Annotated in this window: 14 protein-coding genes and 1 riboswitch; of the genes, 6 read left to right on the forward strand and 8 right to left on the reverse strand. The window is 67.3% G+C overall.

Annotation, left to right across the window (positions count from 1 at the left end; all coding sequences use genetic code 11):
- Window positions 1–133: 133 nt before the first annotated feature.
- On the reverse strand, window positions 134–1,579 hold the full coding sequence (gene ahcY, locus QP457_RS03560; protein ID WP_180166765.1) for an adenosylhomocysteinase: 1,446 nt from the start codon (window positions 1,577–1,579) through the stop codon (window positions 134–136).
- A 36-nt stretch (window positions 1,580–1,615) separates the two neighbouring features.
- Window positions 1,616–1,698: riboswitch (S-adenosyl-L-homocysteine riboswitch) on the reverse strand.
- Window positions 1,699–1,821: 123 nt separating this feature from the next.
- On the opposite strand from ahcY, the gene QP457_RS03565 reads away from it, so the two are divergent.
- The gene (locus QP457_RS03565) at window positions 1,822–4,338 is read left to right on the forward strand and encodes a prolyl oligopeptidase family serine peptidase (RefSeq protein WP_205406065.1); all 2,517 of its coding nucleotides are present in this window, start codon (window positions 1,822–1,824) and stop codon (window positions 4,336–4,338) included.
- Window positions 4,339–4,570: 232 nt separating this feature from the next.
- A complete protein-coding gene (ppc, locus tag QP457_RS03570; protein ID WP_205406066.1) occupies window positions 4,571–7,282 on the forward strand; it encodes a phosphoenolpyruvate carboxylase in 2,712 nt (903 codons plus the stop codon).
- 67 nt (window positions 7,283–7,349) lie between these two features.
- On the opposite strand, the gene QP457_RS03575 is transcribed toward ppc, so the two are convergent.
- Both QP457_RS03575 and metK read right to left on the reverse strand, forming a co-directional pair.
- Window positions 7,350–7,856: an acyl-CoA thioesterase gene (locus QP457_RS03575; protein WP_089238821.1), complete on the reverse strand. Its 507-nt coding sequence runs from the start codon at window positions 7,854–7,856 to the stop codon at window positions 7,350–7,352.
- Window positions 7,857–8,041: 185 nt separating this feature from the next.
- Window positions 8,042–9,253 (reverse strand): methionine adenosyltransferase, encoded by a 1,212-nt coding sequence (gene metK, locus QP457_RS03580; RefSeq protein WP_089238823.1) that lies wholly within the window; start codon window positions 9,251–9,253, stop codon window positions 8,042–8,044.
- 313 nt (window positions 9,254–9,566) lie between these two features.
- Between metK and QP457_RS03585 the strand changes: the two genes are divergently transcribed.
- The 3 genes from QP457_RS03585 (at window position 9,567) to QP457_RS03595 (ending at window position 13,263) form a co-directional block, all read left to right on the forward strand.
- Window positions 9,567–11,276, forward strand: a complete 1,710-nt coding sequence (locus QP457_RS03585) for a lysophospholipid acyltransferase family protein (protein ID WP_205406067.1) — start codon at window positions 9,567–9,569, stop codon at window positions 11,274–11,276.
- On the forward strand, window positions 11,273–12,073 hold the full coding sequence (locus tag QP457_RS03590) for a UDP-2,3-diacylglucosamine diphosphatase (RefSeq protein WP_205406068.1): 801 nt from the start codon (window positions 11,273–11,275) through the stop codon (window positions 12,071–12,073). Before QP457_RS03585 ends, QP457_RS03590 begins: the two co-directional genes overlap by 4 nt.
- 155 nt (window positions 12,074–12,228) lie before the next feature.
- The gene (locus QP457_RS03595; protein ID WP_205406069.1) at window positions 12,229–13,263 is read left to right on the forward strand and encodes a metal-dependent hydrolase; all 1,035 of its coding nucleotides are present in this window, start codon (window positions 12,229–12,231) and stop codon (window positions 13,261–13,263) included.
- A gap of 90 nt (window positions 13,264–13,353) precedes the next feature.
- Here QP457_RS03595 and QP457_RS03600 read toward each other — a convergent pair whose 3' ends face one another.
- From QP457_RS03600 to QP457_RS03615, 4 genes are all read right to left on the reverse strand, one after another.
- The gene (locus tag QP457_RS03600; protein WP_205406070.1) at window positions 13,354–14,181 is read right to left on the reverse strand and encodes a class I SAM-dependent methyltransferase; all 828 of its coding nucleotides are present in this window, start codon (window positions 14,179–14,181) and stop codon (window positions 13,354–13,356) included.
- 10 nt (window positions 14,182–14,191) lie between these two features.
- On the reverse strand, window positions 14,192–15,187 hold the full coding sequence (gene dusB / locus QP457_RS03605; protein WP_099820273.1) for a tRNA dihydrouridine synthase DusB: 996 nt from the start codon (window positions 15,185–15,187) through the stop codon (window positions 14,192–14,194).
- Between the two features lie 164 nt (window positions 15,188–15,351).
- Window positions 15,352–15,777: a hypothetical protein gene (locus QP457_RS03610; protein ID WP_205406071.1), complete on the reverse strand. Its 426-nt coding sequence runs from the start codon at window positions 15,775–15,777 to the stop codon at window positions 15,352–15,354.
- A gap of 112 nt (window positions 15,778–15,889) precedes the next feature.
- Complete coding sequence (locus QP457_RS03615; protein ID WP_180166772.1) at window positions 15,890–16,807, reverse strand: LysR family transcriptional regulator; 918 nt, start codon at window positions 16,805–16,807, stop codon at window positions 15,890–15,892.
- 93 nt (window positions 16,808–16,900) lie between these two features.
- Here QP457_RS03615 and QP457_RS03620 point away from each other — a divergent pair, with 93 nt between their 5' ends.
- A complete protein-coding gene (locus QP457_RS03620; RefSeq protein WP_205406072.1) occupies window positions 16,901–18,085 on the forward strand; it encodes an MFS transporter in 1,185 nt (394 codons plus the stop codon).
- Between the two features lie 97 nt (window positions 18,086–18,182).
- On the opposite strand, the gene QP457_RS03625 is transcribed toward QP457_RS03620, so the two are convergent.
- A complete protein-coding gene (locus QP457_RS03625) occupies window positions 18,183–19,148 on the reverse strand; it encodes a ribokinase (RefSeq protein ID WP_205406073.1) in 966 nt (321 codons plus the stop codon).
- Between the last annotated feature and the right edge of the window lie 22 nt (window positions 19,149–19,170).

Genomic DNA, 19,170 nt, shown 5'->3' on the forward strand with positions numbered 1-19,170 from the left:
GTGACAGGGCGCGCGGATCGGGCTGGCGGGTGCCGGAACGCAGAACGGGCGCCCGAAGGCGCCCGTCCGTGTGCATCCGTTGCTGGGGCCAGAGCCCTTTCCTGCGGAAAGGGATCCGACCCCGCGCACGGCATCAGTAGCGGTAATGATCCGGCTTGAACGGACCTTCCACCGGCACGCCGATGTAGTCGGCCTGTTCCTGGCTCAGGGTGGTCAGCTTCACGCCGATCTTCTCCAGGTGCAGGCGGGCCACTTCTTCGTCCAGCTTCTTCGGCAGCAGGTACACCTTGTTCTCGTAGCTGCCCTTGTTGGCCCACAGGTCGATCTGGGCCAGGGTCTGGTTGGCGAACGAGTTGGACATCACGAAGCTCGGGTGGCCGGTGGCGCAGCCCAGATTGACCAGGCGGCCTTCGGCCAGCAGGAAGATCGCGTTGCCGTTCGGGAAGATGTACTTGTCCACCTGCGGCTTGATGTTGACGTGCTTCACGCCCGGGAAGGCGACCAGCGCATCGACCTGGATCTCGTTGTCGAAGTGGCCGATGTTGCAGACGATGGCCTGGTCCTTCATCGCGCTCAGGTGCTCGATGCGGATGATGTCCTTGTTGCCGGTGGTGGTGACGTACAGGTCGGCACGGCCCAGGGTCGACTCGATGGTGTTGACCTCGAAGCCTTCCATCGCCGCCTGCAGGGCGCAGATCGGGTCGATCTCGGTAACCACGACGCGCGCGCCGTAGGCACGCAGCGAGGCGGCGCAGCCCTTGCCGACGTCACCGTAGCCGCAGACCACGGCGACCTTGCCGGCCAGCATCACGTCCATCGCGCGCTTGAGGCCATCGGCCAGCGACTCGCGGCAGCCGTACAGGTTGTCGAACTTGCTCTTGGTGACCGAGTCGTTGACGTTGATCGCCGGGATCAGCAGGGTGCCGGCCTGCGCCAGCTGGTACAGGCGGTGCACGCCGGTGGTGGTCTCTTCGGAGACGCCCTTCCAGTCCTTGACCACGCGGCCCCAGTAACCCGGGCGCTCCTTGGCCACGCGCTTGAGCAGGTTCTTGATCACCTGCTCTTCGTGCGAGGCGGCCTTTTCGTCGACCCAGGTGCTGCCGTTTTCCAGCTCGTAGCCCTTGTGGATCAGCAGGGTCACGTCACCGCCGTCGTCGACCACCAGTTCCGGGCCGGTCAGGGTGCCGTCGGGAAGGGTGAAGGTCAGCGCGTCCAGGGTGCAGTCCCAGTACTCTTCCAGCGACTCGCCCTTCCAGGCGAACACGGGGGTGCCGGTGGCGGCGATCGCCGCAGCGGCGTGGTCCTGGGTCGAGAAGATGTTGCACGAGGCCCAGCGCACGTCGGCGCCGATGTCCTTCAGGGTCTCGATCAGCACCGCGGTCTGGATGGTCATGTGCAGCGAACCGGTCACGCGCACGCCCTTCAGCGGCAGCTCGGCCTGGTACTTGCGGCGGATCGACATCAGGCCCGGCATTTCGTGCTCGGCGATGTCCAGCTCCTTGCGGCCCCAGTCGGCCAGGGTGATGTCGCGGATCTTGTAATCACCTTCGGTGGAGAAGGTCTTGGCAACAGCATTCATGCAGTAGCTCCGGTTGTGGGCGAGCGGATGCTCGCATCTGGCCGGGCGCCGTTGTTGCAAAGCCACCTGGCCGAGCCTGGCCGGTCTCAGGGGATCCGGTCGCAGCGCCCCTCGGCAGGGGAGGATGCCCATTATATCGCGCCTCCGCTGTGACACAGCGATGACCCAACCATCGGCAGATGGGCGGATGTGCATGGCCTGTTAAGGTCGAGGGCTTCACGCAGCGAACAGGTGGAACAATGATGAGCACGCACGCACGCCGCAACCGGCGCTTGACTGGCCTGGTCCTGTCGATGGCCCTGCTGGCGGTGGTCCCGCAGGCCTTGGCTGCGGCCCCGCAGGCGGCACAGACCCAAGCGCAGGGCGTGACCGGCTATGAGCTGCCCTCGGCCGCACTGCAGGCGGTGGTCGACGCGCCGCGGGCACCGTCGCTGTACCTGTCGCCACGCCGCGACGTGGCCGCGCTGATGCAGATGCCGTCGCTGCCGTCGATCCAGGTGGTGGCGCAGCCGGAACTGAAGCTTGCCGGCCTGCGCATCAACCCGCGCACCTTCTCCGACAGCCGCTTCAGCTTCGGCCAGAAGCTGTGGCTGATGAACGTGGCCGACGGCAAGGAGCGGCAGATCAGCGGGTTGCCGGCCTCGTTGTCGATTGCCAGCCTGACGTGGTCGCCGGACCAGAAGTGGCTGGCCTTCAACCAGGTCGATGCCGCTACCGGTGCCAACGAGCTGTGGCTGGTGGACGTGGCCGGCGGCAGTGCCCGTCGTCTGGTCGCCGGCCTGAACACCGTCCTGGGCAGTGGCTACCAGTGGTTGCCGGACAGCCGTGGGTTGGTGGTGTTCACGCGCCCGGCCAACCTGGGCGCCGCGCCGGCCGCAGATGGCATCCCGACCGGCCCGGCCGTGCAGCAGACCAGCCAGGGCGGGGGCGTGGTCTCCATCCGTACCTACCAGGACCTGCTGAAGAACGAGGCCGACGCGCGCCAGTTCGATTACTACGCCACCACCCAGCCGGTGGAGGTCAGCCTGGACGGGCAGAGCCGTGCCATCGGTGCGGCCGGCATTTTCATGGGCTTTGCGGTGTCGCCCGATGGCCGCTTCGTGCTCAGCCAGCCGGTGCAGCGCCCGTACTCGTATGTGGTGCCGGTGAGCAGTTTCCCGCGCCGCATCGAAGTGCTCGACCGCAGCACCGGCAAGCTGGTGCACACGGTAGCGGTGCGTCCGCTGGTGGAAGGCCTGCCGACCGGCAACGATGCCGAAGTGACCGGCGTGCGTGACATCAGCTGGCGCGGCGACGCCGATGCCACCCTGGTGTGGGCCGAAGCGCAGGACGGCGGCGACCCGAACAGGGAGGCCAAGGTGCGCGATGCGGTGTTCATGCAGGCCGCACCATTCGACACGCCGCCGGTGACCCTGGCCCAGCTCGGCAGCCGCTACGCCGGCATCAGCTGGGGCCGTGGCGACCTGGCCCTGCTCAACGAATCGTGGTGGAAGACCCGCCGCAGCAAGACCTGGCTGATCGCACCGGACAACGCCAGCGCCGATGCCAGGCTGCTGTGGGACCGCGATGCGCAGGACCGCTACGCCGATCCGGGGCGTCCGCTGATGACCAGCGATGACCGCGGCCGCTCGCTGCTGCAGACCACCGCCGATGGTGGCAGCCTGTATCTGGCCGGTGCCGGTGCATCGCCGGAGGGCGACCGTCCGTTCGTTGATCGCTTCGAGGTGGCCAGCGGCAAGGCGACGCGCCTGTTCCATTCGCAGGCACCGACCTACGCTGCGCCGGTGACGCTGCTGGATGCGCAGGCCAGTTCGCTGCTGATCAGCCGCGAGAGCCCGGACGAGCCGACCAACTTCTACGTGCAGTCGCTGGCCGACACCAACGCTGCACCGCGTGCACTGACCCACTTCGCCCATCCGCTGCCGCAGTTGAAGGGTGTGCAGAAAGAGCAGATCCGCTACAAGCGCAAGGACGGCGTGGACCTGACCGCGACCCTGCTGCTGCCGCCGGGATACGACCCCAAGCGCGATGGTCCGCGGCCGCTGCTGATGTGGGCCTACCCGGGTGAGTTCAAGAGCGCCGCAGCCGCCAGCCAGGTGACCGATTCGCCGTACCGCTTCAACGCGATCAGCTACTGGGGCCCGCAGGCGTTCCTGGCCAAGGGCTATGTGGTGCTGGCCAGCCCGTCGATGCCGATCATCGGCGAAGGCGACAAGGAACCCAACGATACCTACATCGAACAGCTGGTCGCCAATGCGCAGGCCGCGGTGGACGAGGTGGTGCGTCGTGGCGTGACCGATCGCGAGCACATCGCCATCGGTGGCCATTCCTACGGTGCGTTCATGACCGCCAACCTGCTTGCGCATACCCGCCTGTTCAAGGCCGGCATCGCCCGCAGCGGCGCCTACAACCGCACGCTGACCCCGTTTGGTTTCCAGGCCGAAGAGCGCAATTACTGGCAGGCGCAGGACGTGTACCAGAAGATGGCACCGTTCAATTACGCCGACCGGATCAAGGATCCGATCCTCTTCATCCATGGCGTGGACGACAACAACTCGGGCACCTTCCCGCTGCAGAGCGAGCGCATGTTCGCTGCGGTGAAGGGGCTGGGCGGCACGGCCCGCCTGGTGATGCTGCCGAACGAGTCGCATGCCTACCGCGCCCGCGAATCGATCATGACCATGCTGGCCGAAAGCGAGCGCTGGCTGGAACAGACCATCGGCCCGGCCGAGCAGGGCAAGGCCAGGAAGAAGCGCTGACGCGCATGACGGCGGCCCCCGCAACGGGGCCGTCTGTGCGGCTGCGCCGCCGCCCGAGCATGGGCTCGGTCGCTACACGGTATGGCGCGTGATGACGTGTAGAGCCGAGCCCACGCTCGGCTGCTTCTGCTGCGGATACGTGCAGATGAAACCATTTCCGCATCGCAGCATCGTGCGTAATCTGGTTTAGGCTTGGGGTCTGGATCCGTTGACCGAGGCCTGTGCGTCGCCGATGAACGAGTACCGCAGCAGTATCGAGTTCGCTTCTCCCGATCTTCCCCTGCGTGACGACGTGCGCCGTCTCGGTGCACTGGTCGGCGACCTGCTGGTCGAGCAGGTGTCGGCCGCTTTCCTCGATGACGTCGAGGACGTGCGTACGCGTGCCATCGCCCGCCGCGAGAACCAGGCGCCGCTGTCCGAACTGGCCGATGGCCTGGCCGGGCGTGCGCCGCAGCAGGCCGAGACCATGGTGCGTGCGTTCAGCACCTACTTCCAGGTGGTCAACATCGCCGAGCGCGTGCATCGCATCCGCCGCCGCCGCGACTACCAGCGCGCCGTTGCCGCCGCACCGCAACCCGATGGCCTGCAGGACGCCCTGCAGCACCTGAAGGCACAGGGCGTTGGCCTGGACGAACTGGCGCAGTGGCTGCCACGCATCGATATCGAGCCGGTGTTCACCGCGCACCCGACCGAGGCCGTGCGCCGCGCGCTGCTGGAAAAAGAGCAGCTGATGGTGGCCAGCCTGGTCGACAACCTCGACGGCCAACGCACCCCCGGCGAAGCCGCCGCCGACGCCGCGCGCTTCCGCATGGCGTTGACCGCATCGTGGCAGACCACCGATTCCTCGCCGGTGCGTCCGACCGTGGACGACGAGCGCGAGCACGTTGGCTTCTATCTGGTGCAGGTGCTGTACCGGGTGATTCCGGTGCTGTACGAATCGCTGCAGCAGGCACTGCGCGATACCTATGGCGAAGAGGTGCCGTTGCCACGCCTGCTGCGTTTCGGCACGTGGGTGGGCGGCGACATGGACGGCAATCCCAATGTGGATGCGCACACCATCCGCAACACACTGGATGCACAGCGCGTTGCCGTGCTGGGCCAGTACCAGAAGGAACTGCTGCAGCTGGCCAGCCTGCTCAGCCAGTCCACCGAACGGGTGGGGGTGAGCGATGCACTGCAGGCGCGTGTCGCGCGCTATCAGCAGTTGCTGCCGCAGGTGCAGTCGCGGCCACGCCATGCCGACATGCCGTACCGGTTGCTCAACGACCGCATGCGCGCGCGCCTGCAGGCCACGCTGGATGATGCCGACGGCGCTTATGCCGGCCCCGACGAGCTGATCGATGACCTGCAGCTGATCCTCGACAGCCTGCGTGCGAACCGTGGCGAACATGCCGGCGGCTTCGCCGTGCAGCGCCTGCTGTGGCGGGTGAAGACCTTCGGCTTCCATCTGGCGCGGCTGGATGTGCGCCAGGAATCGAGCGTGCATGCGCGCGCGCTGGCGGAAGTGTTGGGTGGCGACGCAGCATGGGATGCGTTGGATGCAGCCGGACGCGCACGCCTGTTGGCGCCCCATGCCAGTGGTGAAACACCCTTGCCCGTTGGCGATGATGAGGGCAACCAGCGCTTGGATGCGGTGTTCGCTGCATTGGCCGATGCGCGTGCGCGGCATGGTGGCGACGCGCTGGGCAGCTACATCATCTCGATGGCGCACGACCGTGGCGATGTGCTGGCGGTGCTGGCGCTGGCGCGTCGTGGTGGCCTGGTCGATGACGCCGGCGACGTGCCGCTGGATATCGCGCCGCTGTTCGAAACCGTGGACGACCTCAAGCGTGGCACTGCAACACTGCGCGATCTGCTGGCCGATCCGGTGTACCGCGCGCATCTGCGTGCACGTGACGACGTGCAGATGGTGATGCTCGGATACTCGGACAGCAGCAAGGACGGTGGCATTGCCGCCTCGCGCTGGGGCCTGCAACGCGCACAGGTTGAACTGCTGGAGGTAGCGGCCGACGCAGGCCTGCGCCTGACCTTCTTCCATGGCCGGGGCGGTTCGATCAGCCGCGGTGGCGGCAAGACCACGCATGCGGTCGATGCCTCGCCACGCGGCAGCATCGATGGCCGCCTGCGGGTGACCGAACAGGGCGAGGTGATCCACCGCAAGTACGGCATCCGCGCGCTGGCGTTGCGCTCGCTGGAGCAGGCCACCGGTGCGGTACTGCGCGCCAGCCTGCGCCCGCGCGCCGCCGAGCCGCGCGAGGACGCATGGCGCCCGGTGATGGACGTGGTCGCCGGCTCCAGCAGCGAGATCTATCGGGCGTTCGTCGGCCAGCCGCGTTTCATGGATTACTTCCGCACCGCTACGCCGATCGATGTGATCGAACGGATGACACTGGGGTCGCGGCCGTCGCGCCGGCTCGGCCAGGATGCGGCGTTGACCAACCTGCGTGCGATTCCGTGGGTGTTTGCCTGGAGCCAGGCGCGCGCGGTGATTCCGGGCTGGTATGGCGTCGGCAGCGGCCTGCAGGCGGCGGTGGACGCCGGCCATGAAGCCACGCTGCGCGAGATGGCGCGTGACTGGCCGTTCTTCCGCACGTTCCTGGATGACATCGCGATGGTGCTGTCCAAGGGCGATATCACCATCGCCGAACAGTTCTCGCGCCTGTCAGGCGAGCTGCACGATGCGTTCTTCCCGCAGGTTGAACGCGAACTGGAACTGACCCGGCATTGGCTGCTGGCGCTGATGGAGCAGCAGACCCTGTTGGACCACGACGCGCGGCTGGCGCTGTCGATCCGCCTGCGCAACCCCTATGTGGACCCGATCAGCGTGCTGCAGGTGGACCTGCTGCAGCGCTGGCGCGAAAGCGGGCGCGAGGACGATGACCTGCTGCGTGCGCTGGTGGCCTGCGTGAATGGTGTTTCGCAGGGCGTGCAGAACACCGGCTGACCCGTATCCGCCGGGCATGGCCCGGCGCTACCGGCCTCGGTAGGTGCGGGGCTTGCCCCGCACGCCTTCATTCTTCCGGCGACGGCGGATTCGACGCCAGCAGTTCCAGATGCCGCTGCTCCATTTCCTGGCGCAGCTGGCGGCGGATCAGCGCTGCGGCCTGGCGGCGCTTCTCGTCTGAACTGGCTGGCTGCAGCGACGGAACCGGCGTTGGCCGGCCTTCCTCGTCCACCGCCACCATGGTGAAGAAGCAGCTGTTGGCGTGGCGCACGCTGCGCTTGAGGATGTCCTCGGCCACCACCTTGACGCCGATTTCCATCGACGAGGTGCCGGTGTAGTTCACCGAGGCCAGGAAGGTGACCAGTTCACCCACCGCGATCGGCTGGCGGAACACCACCTGGTCCACCGACAGGGTGACCACGTAGCGGCCGGCATAGCGGCTGGCGCAGGCATAGGCGACCTGGTCGAGCAGGCGCAGGATCGCGCCGCCGTGGACCTTGCCGGAGAAGTTGGCCATCTCCGGCGACATCAGCACGGTCATGGACAGCTGGTGGGATTTGAGTTCGGTCGACATGGAGCGATTGTATCGACGTGGCGTGGCTCGTGTAGAGCCGAGCCCATTGCTCGGCTGCTCTTGGCGCAGACAAAAAGAAAGCCGAGCATGGGCTCGGCTCTACAGGAAGCAGAAGGGCCGCTTGCGCGGCCCTTCTTGAAGGTCAGCCGACTAACAGTCGGCTCTACAGCGGCCCTTCGTCTGTCTTACTTCAGCTTCGCATCGGCGCGCAGGGCGGCGGCGCGATCGGTCTTCTCCCAGGAGAAGGCCGTGGCGTTGACGGTCTCGCCTTCACCGTTGATGTAGCTGAACTCCTTCGGCTTGCGGCCGAAGTGGCCGTAGGCCGCGGTCTGCTGGTACATCGGGTGGATCAGGTCCAGCATCTTGATGATGCCGTACGGGCGCAGGTCGAAGTGCTTGCGGATCAGCTTCTCGATCTTGTCGTCGCTGATCTTGCCGGTGCCGAAGGTGGTGACCGAGATCGAGGTCGGCTCAGCCACGCCGATGGCGTAGGAGACCTGCACTTCGCAACGGTCAGCCAGGCCGGCGGCAACCACGTTCTTGGCAACGTAGCGGGCAGCGTAGGCGGCCGAACGGTCGACCTTGGACGGATCCTTGCCGGAGAACGCGCCACCACCGTGACGGGCCCAGCCGCCGTAGGTGTCGACGATGATCTTGCGACCGGTCAGGCCGCAGTCGCCCACCGGGCCGCCGATCTCGAACTTGCCGGTCGGGTTGATGTGGAACTTGGTGCCCTTGTGCAGCCACTTGGCCGGCAGCACCGGCTTGATGATCTCTTCGCGGACGGCCTCGATGAGGTCCTTCTGCTTGATGCCCGGGGCGTGCTGGGTCGACAGGACCACCGCGTCGATGGCCGAGACCACGCCGTTTTCATAGCGCAGGGTGACCTGGCTCTTGGCATCCGGACGCAGCCAGGACAGCGGCGAGTTGCGCTTCTTGCGGATCTTGGCCTGCTGCTCGACCAGGCGGTGCGACAGGTGGATCGCCGCCGGCATGTAGCTGTCGGTTTCGTTGGTGGCATAGCCGAACATCAGGCCCTGGTCGCCAGCGCCCATTTCTTCCGGCTTCTTGCGGTCAACGCCCTGGGCGATGTGCGGGGACTGCTTGCCGATCAGGTTCAGCACGCCGCAGGTGGCGCCGTCGAAGCCGACTTCGGAGCTGTCATAGCCGATGTCCACGATGACCTTGCGGGTCAGCGCTTCCAGGTCGATCCAGGCGCTGGTGGTGATCTCGCCGGCAACGATGGCAACGCCGGTCTTGACCATGGTCTCGCAGGCCACACGGGCGCGCTGGTCCTGGGTCAGGATCGCGTCCAGCACCGCATCGGAGATCTGGTCGGCAACCTTGTCCGGATGGCCTTCAGAGACCGACTCGGAGGTGAAGAGGTAGCTGGACATCAGGCTTAATATCCTTTGATTCGGATGGAAAGATGGGCGCGAATGATACACGGGGTGCGCCGCCTGTGCATTGTGAACCCGTATGGGTTGCCGGTGGTTAAGGTGTTGTGCCCGGCAGGGCAAGGCCTGGCGGGCATTGCGGGGGCATCGTGCGCAGGCAGTGTTCCACTGGCGTGACCATTGCCGCCCCCGCCGGGCCCGGATGGGCCGGTGCAGGCGCCGTCATCATTCTGCCGCCAAATCGCCATCTGGCTGCCGCGTCCTGGGCGCAGGCTCTCGGCCAACCCGGCCGCCGGGCAGGAGTGGACACGCCATGCAGGAACTCGAACAGCGTCTGCAGCAACGCTATCCCGACTGGTTCCATGGCCGTCGCGGCCAACTGGCCCGGCCCCTGCTGCGCAGCGTCGGACGCTGGTCGCGGCTGGACCGGATCGAAGAGTTCCTGCGCCGCAACGCCAACGTGCGCGGTTTCGACTTCGTCGCCGCCGGACTGGAGTTCATCGAGGGCCGCTACCACGTGGACCCCGCCGCACTGGCGCGGATTCCGGCCACCGGCCGCCTGTTGATCGTGGCCAATCATCCTTCCGGCGCGCTGGATGCCTTGGCACTGCTGGATGCCGTCGGCCGCATCCGCCGCGACGTACGCATCGTGGCCAACGATCTGCTGGGCGCGATCGGGCCGCTGCAGGACCTGCTGCTGCCGGTGCGCATCCTCGGTGGCAAGGTCCAGCGCACCAGCCTGCAGGCGGTGGAGCAGGCGCTGGCGGCCGAGCAGTGCGTGATCGTGTTCCCGGCCGGCGAGGTCTCGCGGTTGTCGCTGCTCGGCATCCGCGATGGTCGCTGGCAGCGGGGTTTTGTCCGCTTTGCCCGTGCCGCCGCTGCACCGGTGCTGCCGGTGCGGGTGGAAGCGCGCAACTCCGCGCTGTTCTACGGCGCCTCGACCCTGTTCAAGCCGGCCGGTACAGCATTGCTGGCACGCGAGATGTTCGCCCGCCGTGGCCGGCCACTGCGGCTGCGCATCGGCGAACCGATGCAGCTGGGGCAGGGTGACCCCGGCGCGCAGCTGTTGGCTGTGCGCCGCGCCGTATACGCCCTGGGGCGCACTACGCCGGTCGCCGAAGGCTGCCCTGCAGGACCCGAGCCGCTGGCCGCACCGGTGCCGCCTGCACAGGTTGCCGCTGGGATTGCCGCTGCCACCGTGCTGGGGCAGACCGCCGATGGCAAACAGATCCTGCTGGCCAGTTGCACGGCTGATTCGCCGTTGCTGCACGAGCTGGGGCGGCTGCGCGAATTGACCTTCCGCCAGGTGGGCGAGGGCACGGGGCGCAGTCGCGACCTGGACGACTTCGACCTGCACTACCAGCACATCGTGATCTGGGACGGCACCGCCCAGCGCATCGCCGGTGCCTACCGGATCATGCGTGGCGCGCAGGCGTTGGCGCGCCGGGGCCTGGCCGGGCTCTACAGTGCCTCCCTGTTCCGCTATTCCGACGATGCCATTCCACGCATTGCCGAAGGCCTGGAACTGGGCCGCAGTTTCGTGGTGCCCGATTACTGGGGCAGCCGCAGCCTGGATTACCTGTGGCAGGGCATCGGCGCCTATCTGCAATGCCAGCCCGGCATCCGTTATCTGTTCGGTGCGGTGTCGATCAGCGCCGCCTTGCCCCGCGATGCGCGCGAGCAGCTGGTGGCCTATTACCAGCGTTACTACGGCGCGGCCGATGGTCGGGTGCAATCGAACCGGCCGTTCCAGTACTTCGCCGCGCCACCGTGCTTCGGTGAACTGGATGCGGCGGCCGCCTTCGACGTGCTCAAGGCCAACCTCGCCGCGCTTGGCACCGGCGTGCCCACCTTGTACCGGCAGTACACCGACCTGTGCGAACCCGGCGGTGCACGGTTCCTGGCGTTCGGCGTCGATCCGGATTTCAGCGACTCGATCGACGGCCTGATCGAAGTCGACCTGCACGCGATCCGGCCACACAAGCGCAAACGCTACCTGCGCGAAGCGGGGATGCCGGCATGAGCACGCTGGCGAACCTGGCACCGCATCGTCGCGCCGTGTTCGTCTCCGATGTGCATCTCGGGTCGCGGCATTGCCACGCCACCGAGCTGGCGCGTTTCCTCGGCACGCTGCGCTGCGAGCGCCTGTACCTGGTCGGCGACATCATCGACCTGTGGTGGATGGCACACCGGCGCGCCAACTGGCGGCAGTCGCACAGCGAGGTCATCCTGGCCCTGCACGCGCTGCGGCGCGCCGGTACCGAGATCATCTACATCCCCGGCAACCACGACGCGTCGCTGCGCCAGGTATGTGGGCTGATGCTGCCGGCGATGCAGGTGCGCCGCCGCGCGATCCACACCACGGTCGATGGCCGCCGGCTGCTGGTGGCGCATGGCGACGACTATGACGGCGTCACCCACTTCGGTGGCCTGCAGGAGCGCTTCGGTGACTGGCTGTACTACCGCATCCTCACCGGCAACCATCTGTTGAACGCGGTGCGGCGTCGACTCGGAATGCGCTACTGGTCGCTGTCCGAATTCCTGAAACGGCAGAGCAGTGCGGCCGAACGCTACATCGAGCGCTTCGTGCAGGCCGGTCTGGATGATGTGCGCCGGCGTGGCCTGGATGGCATCGTCTGCGGACACATCCACCGCGCCGCGCTGATCGAGCGTGACGGTCTGGTCTACGCCAATGACGGCGACTGGGTGGAAAGCCTGACCGCGTTGGCCGAGGACCACGACGGCGCGTTGCGGCTGCTGGACCACAACGGGCAGACACTGGTCGAGCTGCCCGGGGCGCGGTTGTCGCAGGCGGCATAAACCGCTCCTGTAGCGTCGAGCCATGCTCGACGGGCGGGCAAGGTGGTCCCCCTGTAGCGCCGAGCCCATGCTCGGCTGTCGTGGCGCCGAACGAAGCGCAGCCGAGCATGGGCTCGGCGCTACATACACCGCGCGCAACCCGCTAGCATCGGCCGATGGACTCATTGACCCAGATCGTTCTCGGCGGCGCCGTCGCTGCCGCCATCGCCCCGCCTGGACACCGCCGTGCCGCTCTGCTGGCCGGTGCCGCGCTCGGTACCCTGCCGGACCTGGATGCCCTGTGGCTGGGCGTTGCCGCCGCCGACCCGGTGGCGAACATGACCGACCATCGCAGTTTCAGCCATTCGCTGCTGGTGCTGCCGTGGGTAGCCGCGTTGATCTGGTGGCTGTTCAAGCGCTTCGGCAAGGGCAGGGTGGCGCAGTCACCGGTGCGCTGGTTCTGGGCGATCCAGCTGGCGCTGGTCACCCATCCGGTGCTGGATGCGTTCACCGTCTACGGCACGCAGCTGTGGTGGCCGTTGCAGCCGCATCCGGCGATGGGCTCGAGTGTCTTCATCATCGATCCCGGCTACACGGTGTGGCTGCTGCTGGGCTGCGTGCTGGCCTGGTTCGGTCGGGCGCGGCCGTGGGCGGGCAAGGTGCTTGGTGTTGCGCTGCTGCTCAGCAGTGCGTACCTGGGCTGGGGGCTGATCGCCAAGGCCCAGGTCGACCGTGCCGCGCAGCAGAGCCTGGCCGCGATGGGCCTGGGCGACGCGCCGCGGTTCTCGGTGCCGATGCCGTTCAATACCCTGCTGTGGCGGGTGGTGGCGATGACCCCCAATGGCTACGTGGTGGGTGACCACTCGGTGGTGGCCGACCACGCGCCGATGCGTTTCGAGGGGCATCCGTCCAACGTGCAGGCATTGCGCGAAGCGGCGGGAATTCCGGCAGTACAGCGTCTGCAGTGGTTCAACCGTGGCTTCATGCGCGCACAGGTGGTTGAAGGCCGGCTGGTGCTGAGCGACCTGCGCATGGGCCTGGAGCCGGACTACACCTTCAACTTCGCGGTGGCCGAGCAGGTTGACGGCCAGTGGCGCGCGATCGTGCCCGAGCAGCTGCGGGTGGACTACAGCAGCCCGGCCGCGCGTGCCGATGCCGGCCGCCGGTTGTCGGCCATGTGGCAGCGCATCTGGCACGAACCCGAACAGTAGATCCACGCCACGCGTGGATGGGGTGTGCATCGGCGGCGGCAGCCACGCATGGCGTGGCTCTACTGCCTCAATCGGTAGTGCCGGGGCCGCTCAATACACCGTCGCGCGGCCCTGCACGAACGAATAGAAGAACACCGCGTTCGGATCGTTCTGCACCAGCCGGAACTCGCGACGCATGCCCTCCACCGCTTCTTCGTCCACCGTGCCGGCCTGCAGCAGCTGGTCAGCCGCTGACAGCAGCAGCTGTTCCCAGAACGCGATCATCGTCTTGCGACGTGCCGGTTCGCGGTTGTCCAGGTGGATGGTCTTGATCTCGGTGTGCACATCGCGGAAGCCGCCGGCCAGCAGCAGATTGCCCAGCTTGGCGCCGACGAACGGGTCACCGCCATGGTCGTACTGGAAGTCATTGAAGGCCATCCAGTAGCGCCAGATGTGCGGCGAATACGGATCAAGCAGGAACGAGGCATTCATCACCTCGGTGATGTACACCGGCGAGCCCGGGGCGAGTACGCGGCGTACTTCACTCAGCACGCGCGCGGGCGAGGGCACGTGTTCCAGTACCCAGCACAGGAAGGCCGCATCGAAGGTGCGCGCCTCGAACGGCAGTTCGCCGGCATCGGCCTGCTGCAGCGTGTAACGGTCGCTGCACCACGGCGTACGCGCCAGATTCTCGCGTGCGGTTTCCAGCTGGGTCTCGCTCAGGTCCACGCCGGTCACGTGCAGCTCGGGAAAGCGGCGCAGCAGGATCTCGGTCTGTGCACCCACGCCGCTGCCGACTTCCAGCAGGCGCTTTGCGCCGCTGTAATCGATCTGGCCGAAGATGCTCGATTCCAGCAGGCGCGCCTGGGTCATCAGGCGCTGCTGCTCGGTGCCGGAGAACCCGTGCAGGTAGGTCGGGGAAGAAATCGGCGGGGTCATGATGGCGGGCTCAGGCAGCAGAAGACATCGCCGGTTCCCCGGCGATCAGGCGGTCGAAATAGTCGGTGGTCAGTGCGATCTGGCTGGCCGGATCTTCAGCACGGTTGACCACCGCGCGGAACGCGGCATTCTCCGGCCGGTCCTTGGCGTACCAGCCCAGGTGCTTGCGTGCGATGCGCACGCCCTGCGGTTCGCCATAGAAATCGTGCAGTGCGTGCAGGTGGCCGAGCAGGATGTCGCGCACTTCGGCCAGCGACGGCGGCGGCAGTTCCTCGCCGGTGGCCAGGTAATGCGCCACCTCGCGGAAGATCCACGGCCGGCCCTGTGCGGAGCGGCCGATCATCACCGCGTCCACGCCGGTCTGCTGCAGTACGAAGGCGGCCTTCTGCGGCGAATCGATATCGCCGTTGGCGATCACCGGAATGCGCAACGCGGCCTTGATCTCGCCAATCGTGGCGTACTCGGCCTGGCCGGTGTAGTGCTGGTCGCGGGTACGGCCGTGCACGGCCAGGGCGGCGATGCCACTGGCCTCGGCGATGCGGGCGATGACCGGGCCGTTGCGGTGGTCGCAGTCCCAGCCGGTGCGGATCTTCAGCGTCACCGGTACGTCCACCGCGTTGACCACGGCTTCCAGGATGCGCGCGACCAGCTGCTCGTCGCGCATCAGCGCAGAGCCCGCCCAGGCGTTGCACACCTTCTTGGCCGGGCAGCCCATGTTGATGTCGATGATCTGCGCGCCATGGTCGACGTTGTAACGCGCCGCCTCGGCCAGCTGCTGCGGCTCGGTACCGGCAATCTGTACGCTGATCGGCGCCGGTTCACCGGCATGGTCCATGCGGTGGATCGACTTGCGCGTGTTCCAGAAGCGCGGGTCGCTGATGGTCATTTCCGAGGCAGCCAGACCCGCGCCCAGCCGTTTGCACAGCAGGCGGAAGGGCTTGTCGGTGACGCCGGCCATGGGTGCCAGCACGACGTTGGGGGCAATGGAGTACGGGCCGATCTGCATGCGCCCATTGTAGGGCGCGGCCGGCGCCCCGGCGGGGTTGCCGGCCTGCCGGTTCAGGCCGATCCGGACCGACCTCATGCCGCACGGGCATCAGCAGATGCTTGACGGTTGCTTCCGTCGCCCCCAAGGGCAGGCGATGGTGGTCGGCTGGGTGAACCGCTGCCCTACAGGGATTGCCAGGTTTGGGCGGCGCCGAACGCGAACGCCAGCCCGAGGCCGAGGCAGACCAGCGAACTGGCCACCCAGAAGCGCTTGCCGTTGTAGCCGGGGCGCAGCACCGCCAGCACGAACCCCATCGCCGCGCGCAACAGCAACAGGGCAGCGATGCCGGGCAGTACCCAGTGACTGCCGACCATCGGCGCATGCCTTGCTGCCGCCAGCGCATACAGTGCCCAGACCAGCAGCACGGCGGTGATGCCAGTTGTCATCAGTGGCGGCCACCAATGCCCGGCCTCGGCCAGCTGGACCACGCGCCGACCGGCACCGAAGCGCTCATACCAGGGGGCACCGAAAGCGATGCAGCCGATGTGCAGCAGGGCCGCGATGGCACTGCCGGTGGCCGCGACCAGCAGCCAGGGGAATCCGTTCATGTCGCGCCTGAGCAGAGAAGCTGGGCGGATGGTGGGCGAGGGCCAGGGCGCGGGCAATGCGGCAGGCAGTCGCACCTGCATCGACGGCACGACACCACGCGCGGGAGGTGGTTCAGCGCGGTGGATCGATCCGCAGCCCAGCCGCCAGCCGGTCCAATGCCACATCCACGCGCGGTAGCAATTGTCGGCCTTGCGACCACAGCAATCGCAGCGGCAGGCCGCGGCAGTCCAGTTCCGGCAGGATCGAAACCAGGCTGCCGCGTGCCAGTGCGTCATCGAGCAGCCAGGTGGCGAGTTGGGCGATGCCGAAGCCGGCTTCGACCGCCGCCACCTGTGCTTCGGCACTACCGACCACCAGCCGAGCTCGGGCCTGCAGCGGTGCGATGCGCTGCCCGGCATCGGCGACCTGCCACGGCCCAATGCTCCCATCGGCACGGCCGAACAGTACCCCATCATGGTCGGCCAGCTCGGCCGCCGAGCCGGGCAAACCGTGCCGCTGCAGATAGGCTGGTGACGCACAGAAGCGCAGGCATTCGTGGCCAAGCAGGCGGCTGCCGAGGGTGACCGGCAGTGGTTCCGGGCCACCGATGCGTACAGCCAGATCGACGCCTTCCTCGGCCAGGTCGATGAAGCGGTCGCTGAAGGTCACCTGCGGCCACAGCTGCGGAAACTCGGCGGCCAGGTGCAGCAGGATTGGCCAGACCTTCACGCGCCCGAAGGTGGCCGGTGCATCCACCCGCAGGCGGCCCACGGGGGCGTCTGCGTGTGCGGCCAGTACCGATTCGGCATCGGCCAGTTCGCCCATCACGCGGACACAGGTGCGGTAGAAGCCCTCACCGGCTTCGGTTAGGCGCAGGCGCCGCGTGCTGCGCTCGAACAACCGCACTCCCAGCCGTGCCTCCAGCCGGGCAACGGTCTTGCCGATCGCCGAACTGGTCAGGTGCAGGCGCTCGGCGGCAGCGGTAAAACTACCTGCATCGGCGGTGGCGACGAAGGCCTCGATGCCACGCAGCCGCTCGGTGGGAAGCATTGGCGAATATCTGTCCGGAATTGGCCGAAAATATAGCAACAATCGGAATGGATGCAGGGAATAGGCTGTCGACTCCTGACCTGATTCACCTGAATGTCCTCTCTCGATTCTTCACTGGCTCTTGGCCACAGCGTTGCCCGCGCACGCCTCTCGAGCGTGTTGCTGGCAATATCCGCGTTCGTTATCGTCACCACCGAATTCCTGATCGTCGGCCTGTTGCCTGCGCTGGCACGCGACCTCGGCCTGAGCATCGCCCGCGCCGGACAGCTGGTCACCCTGTTTGCGTTCACCGTCATGCTGGCCGGGCCGCCGTTGACTGCGCTGTTGTCGCACTTCAACCGACGCCGCTTGTTCGTGGTCATTCTTGTGCTGTTCGCGGCCTCCAATGCGCTGGCCGCCGTGGCCGAGCAGCCGTGGGTGCTGGCGCTGGCGCGGGTGTTGCCGGCGTTGGCGCTGCCGGTGTTCTGGGGCACTGCCAGCGAGACCGCCGTGCGGTTGGCGCCCGCTGGTCAGGGCGGACGTGCGGTGGCACGGATCTATCTGGGCATAACCGCCGCGATGCTGTTCGGTATCCCGCTGGGTACGCTGGCCGCCGATGCCATTGGTTGGCGCGGCAGCTTCTGGCTGTTGGCCGCGTTGTCGCTGCTGATGGCCGGGGCGCTGGCGCTGTGGATGCCGGCGGAAACGAGCGTTGAACCGCGGCGAGCGCTGGGTGAGCAGGCGCGTGTGCTTCGCCAGCCGTGGCTGTTGGGCAATGTGCTGTTGTCGGTGCTGGTGTTCACCGCCATGTTCGCCGCCTACACCTATCTGGCCGACGTGCTCGAACGCTTGTCACGCGTCCCTGCCGGGCAGGTGGGCTGGTGGCTGATGGGCTTCGGTGTGGTGGGGCTCCTCGGCAATGCACTGGGCGGGCGCTGGGTTGACCGCGCACCGCTGGGTGCGACCATCGCGTTCTGCACGGTGCTGGCGGTGGGAATGCTGGCGAGCGTCGGCTGGGCCGGGCAGGGGGCATTGACAGTCATCGCACTGGCGCTGTGGGGGATTGCGCATACCGCGTTGTTCCCGCTGTGCCAGGTGCGGGTGATGCGAGCCGCGCCGCAGGCGCAGGCGCTGGCCGGTACCTTGAATGTCTCGGCGGCCAACGCTGGTATCGGTCTGGGCGCGCTGCTCGGTGGCGGCGTCATCGAACGCTTCGGCCTGGCCTCGCTGGGCCTGGCTGCGGCCGCCGTGGCGGTGCTGGCGATTGCCGCTGGCCTGTTGCTGCGGCGTTGGCAGTAAATCCACGCGGTGCGTGGATGGAAGACAAAAAAAAAGCCCGGGCATCTGCATGCCCGGGCCCTTCATCCACGCGTGGCGCAGATCTACTTCACTTCATTTACTTCACTTCGGCATCGGCCGGGGTGAAGCGCGGCATTGCCGCGGCCGCGCCTTCCTTCTCGGTCGAGCGGCCGGCGAACTGATTGGCGAAGCGCACGTGGCGGGCGAACGGAGCGTCCGGCACCTGGGCGAGCGAGGCCACCAGTGCACCGTTGAAGGCATCGCCGGCACCGGTGGTGTCGATCGCCTGCACCTGTTCGGCACCCACGCGATAGTACGGCTGGGTGTCACCACGCAGATGCTCGTCGGCATGCGACACGAACACGCCCACCGAACCCAGGGTCACCACCACCGTGCCGTTGCCGACCAGCTTGCGGCACAGCGCATGCAGGCTGGCGCCGTCCAGCGCGGCGACGTCGTTGGCATCCACGCGCTCGCCGACATGACGGCCGAGCAGGGCAGCGAATTCGGTCTCGTTCGGGGTGATCACGTCGGCCAGCTTGAGCAGGCCGATGGTCGAGGGTGCGTCGGCCGGTGCGGTGTTGAGCACGGTGGTGACACCGGCCTCGCGGGCCACGGCCAGTGCCGCTTCGATGGTCTGCACCGGCGATTCCAGCTGCACCAGCACCACCTTGGCGCCGGTCAGCAGGGCCTGCTGTTGCTGCACGAAGTCGGTGCTCAGCGCCGCATTGGCGCCCGGGCCGATGACGATGGTGTTGCGGCCACGGGCATCGACATAGATGCCGGCGGTGCCGGTCGGCTCGCTGCTGGCTTCGGCGATCAGCGCGAAACCATCCTGCGCGGCCAGGTCACGGGCGGTGGCACCACCCGCATCGTCGCCCAGCGCACACAGGAAGCTGGTGTCAGCGCCGGCACGGCAGGCGGCAACGGCCTGGTTGAAGCCCTTGCCACCCGGACCGGTGCTGTAGCGGCCGGCAATGGTCGCACCCGGTGCCGGCAGCGACTCGCACCGCCACACGTGATCGACATTGAAGGAACCGACGACAACGACACTGCTGCTCATAGGGAATCTTTTCTCAAACAAG

Origin of the sequence: Stenotrophomonas sp. As-7 (assembly GCF_030291015.1) — a bacterium.
GTDB lineage: Bacteria > Pseudomonadota > Gammaproteobacteria > Xanthomonadales > Xanthomonadaceae > Stenotrophomonas > Stenotrophomonas lactitubi.

Bases quoted from the DNA above. Each gene is read 5' to 3' on its own strand.
- ahcY (WP_180166765.1), bottom strand. From the start codon at position 1,579: ATGAATGCTGTTGCCAAGACCTTCTCCACCGAAGGTGATTACAAGATC.
- QP457_RS03600 (WP_205406070.1), bottom strand. From the start codon at position 14,181: ATGACCCCGCCGATTTCTTCCCCGACCTACCTGCACGGGTTCTCCGGC.
- metK (WP_089238823.1), bottom strand. From the start codon at position 9,253: ATGTCCAGCTACCTCTTCACCTCCGAGTCGGTCTCTGAAGGCCATCCG.
- QP457_RS03625 (WP_205406073.1), bottom strand. From the start codon at position 19,148: ATGAGCAGCAGTGTCGTTGTCGTCGGTTCCTTCAATGTCGATCACGTG.
- QP457_RS03610 (WP_205406071.1), bottom strand. From the start codon at position 15,777: ATGAACGGATTCCCCTGGCTGCTGGTCGCGGCCACCGGCAGTGCCATC.
- QP457_RS03575 (WP_089238821.1), bottom strand. From the start codon at position 7,856: ATGTCGACCGAACTCAAATCCCACCAGCTGTCCATGACCGTGCTGATG.
- QP457_RS03590 (WP_205406068.1), top strand. From the start codon at position 11,273: ATGAGCACGCTGGCGAACCTGGCACCGCATCGTCGCGCCGTGTTCGTC.
- dusB (WP_099820273.1), bottom strand. From the start codon at position 15,187: ATGCAGATCGGCCCGTACTCCATTGCCCCCAACGTCGTGCTGGCACCC.
- QP457_RS03615 (WP_180166772.1), bottom strand. From the start codon at position 16,807: ATGCTTCCCACCGAGCGGCTGCGTGGCATCGAGGCCTTCGTCGCCACC.
- ppc (WP_205406066.1), top strand. From the start codon at position 4,571: ATGAACGAGTACCGCAGCAGTATCGAGTTCGCTTCTCCCGATCTTCCC.
- QP457_RS03620 (WP_205406072.1), top strand. From the start codon at position 16,901: ATGTCCTCTCTCGATTCTTCACTGGCTCTTGGCCACAGCGTTGCCCGC.
- QP457_RS03585 (WP_205406067.1), top strand. From the start codon at position 9,567: ATGCAGGAACTCGAACAGCGTCTGCAGCAACGCTATCCCGACTGGTTC.
- QP457_RS03565 (WP_205406065.1), top strand. From the start codon at position 1,822: ATGAGCACGCACGCACGCCGCAACCGGCGCTTGACTGGCCTGGTCCTG.
- QP457_RS03595 (WP_205406069.1), top strand. From the start codon at position 12,229: ATGGACTCATTGACCCAGATCGTTCTCGGCGGCGCCGTCGCTGCCGCC.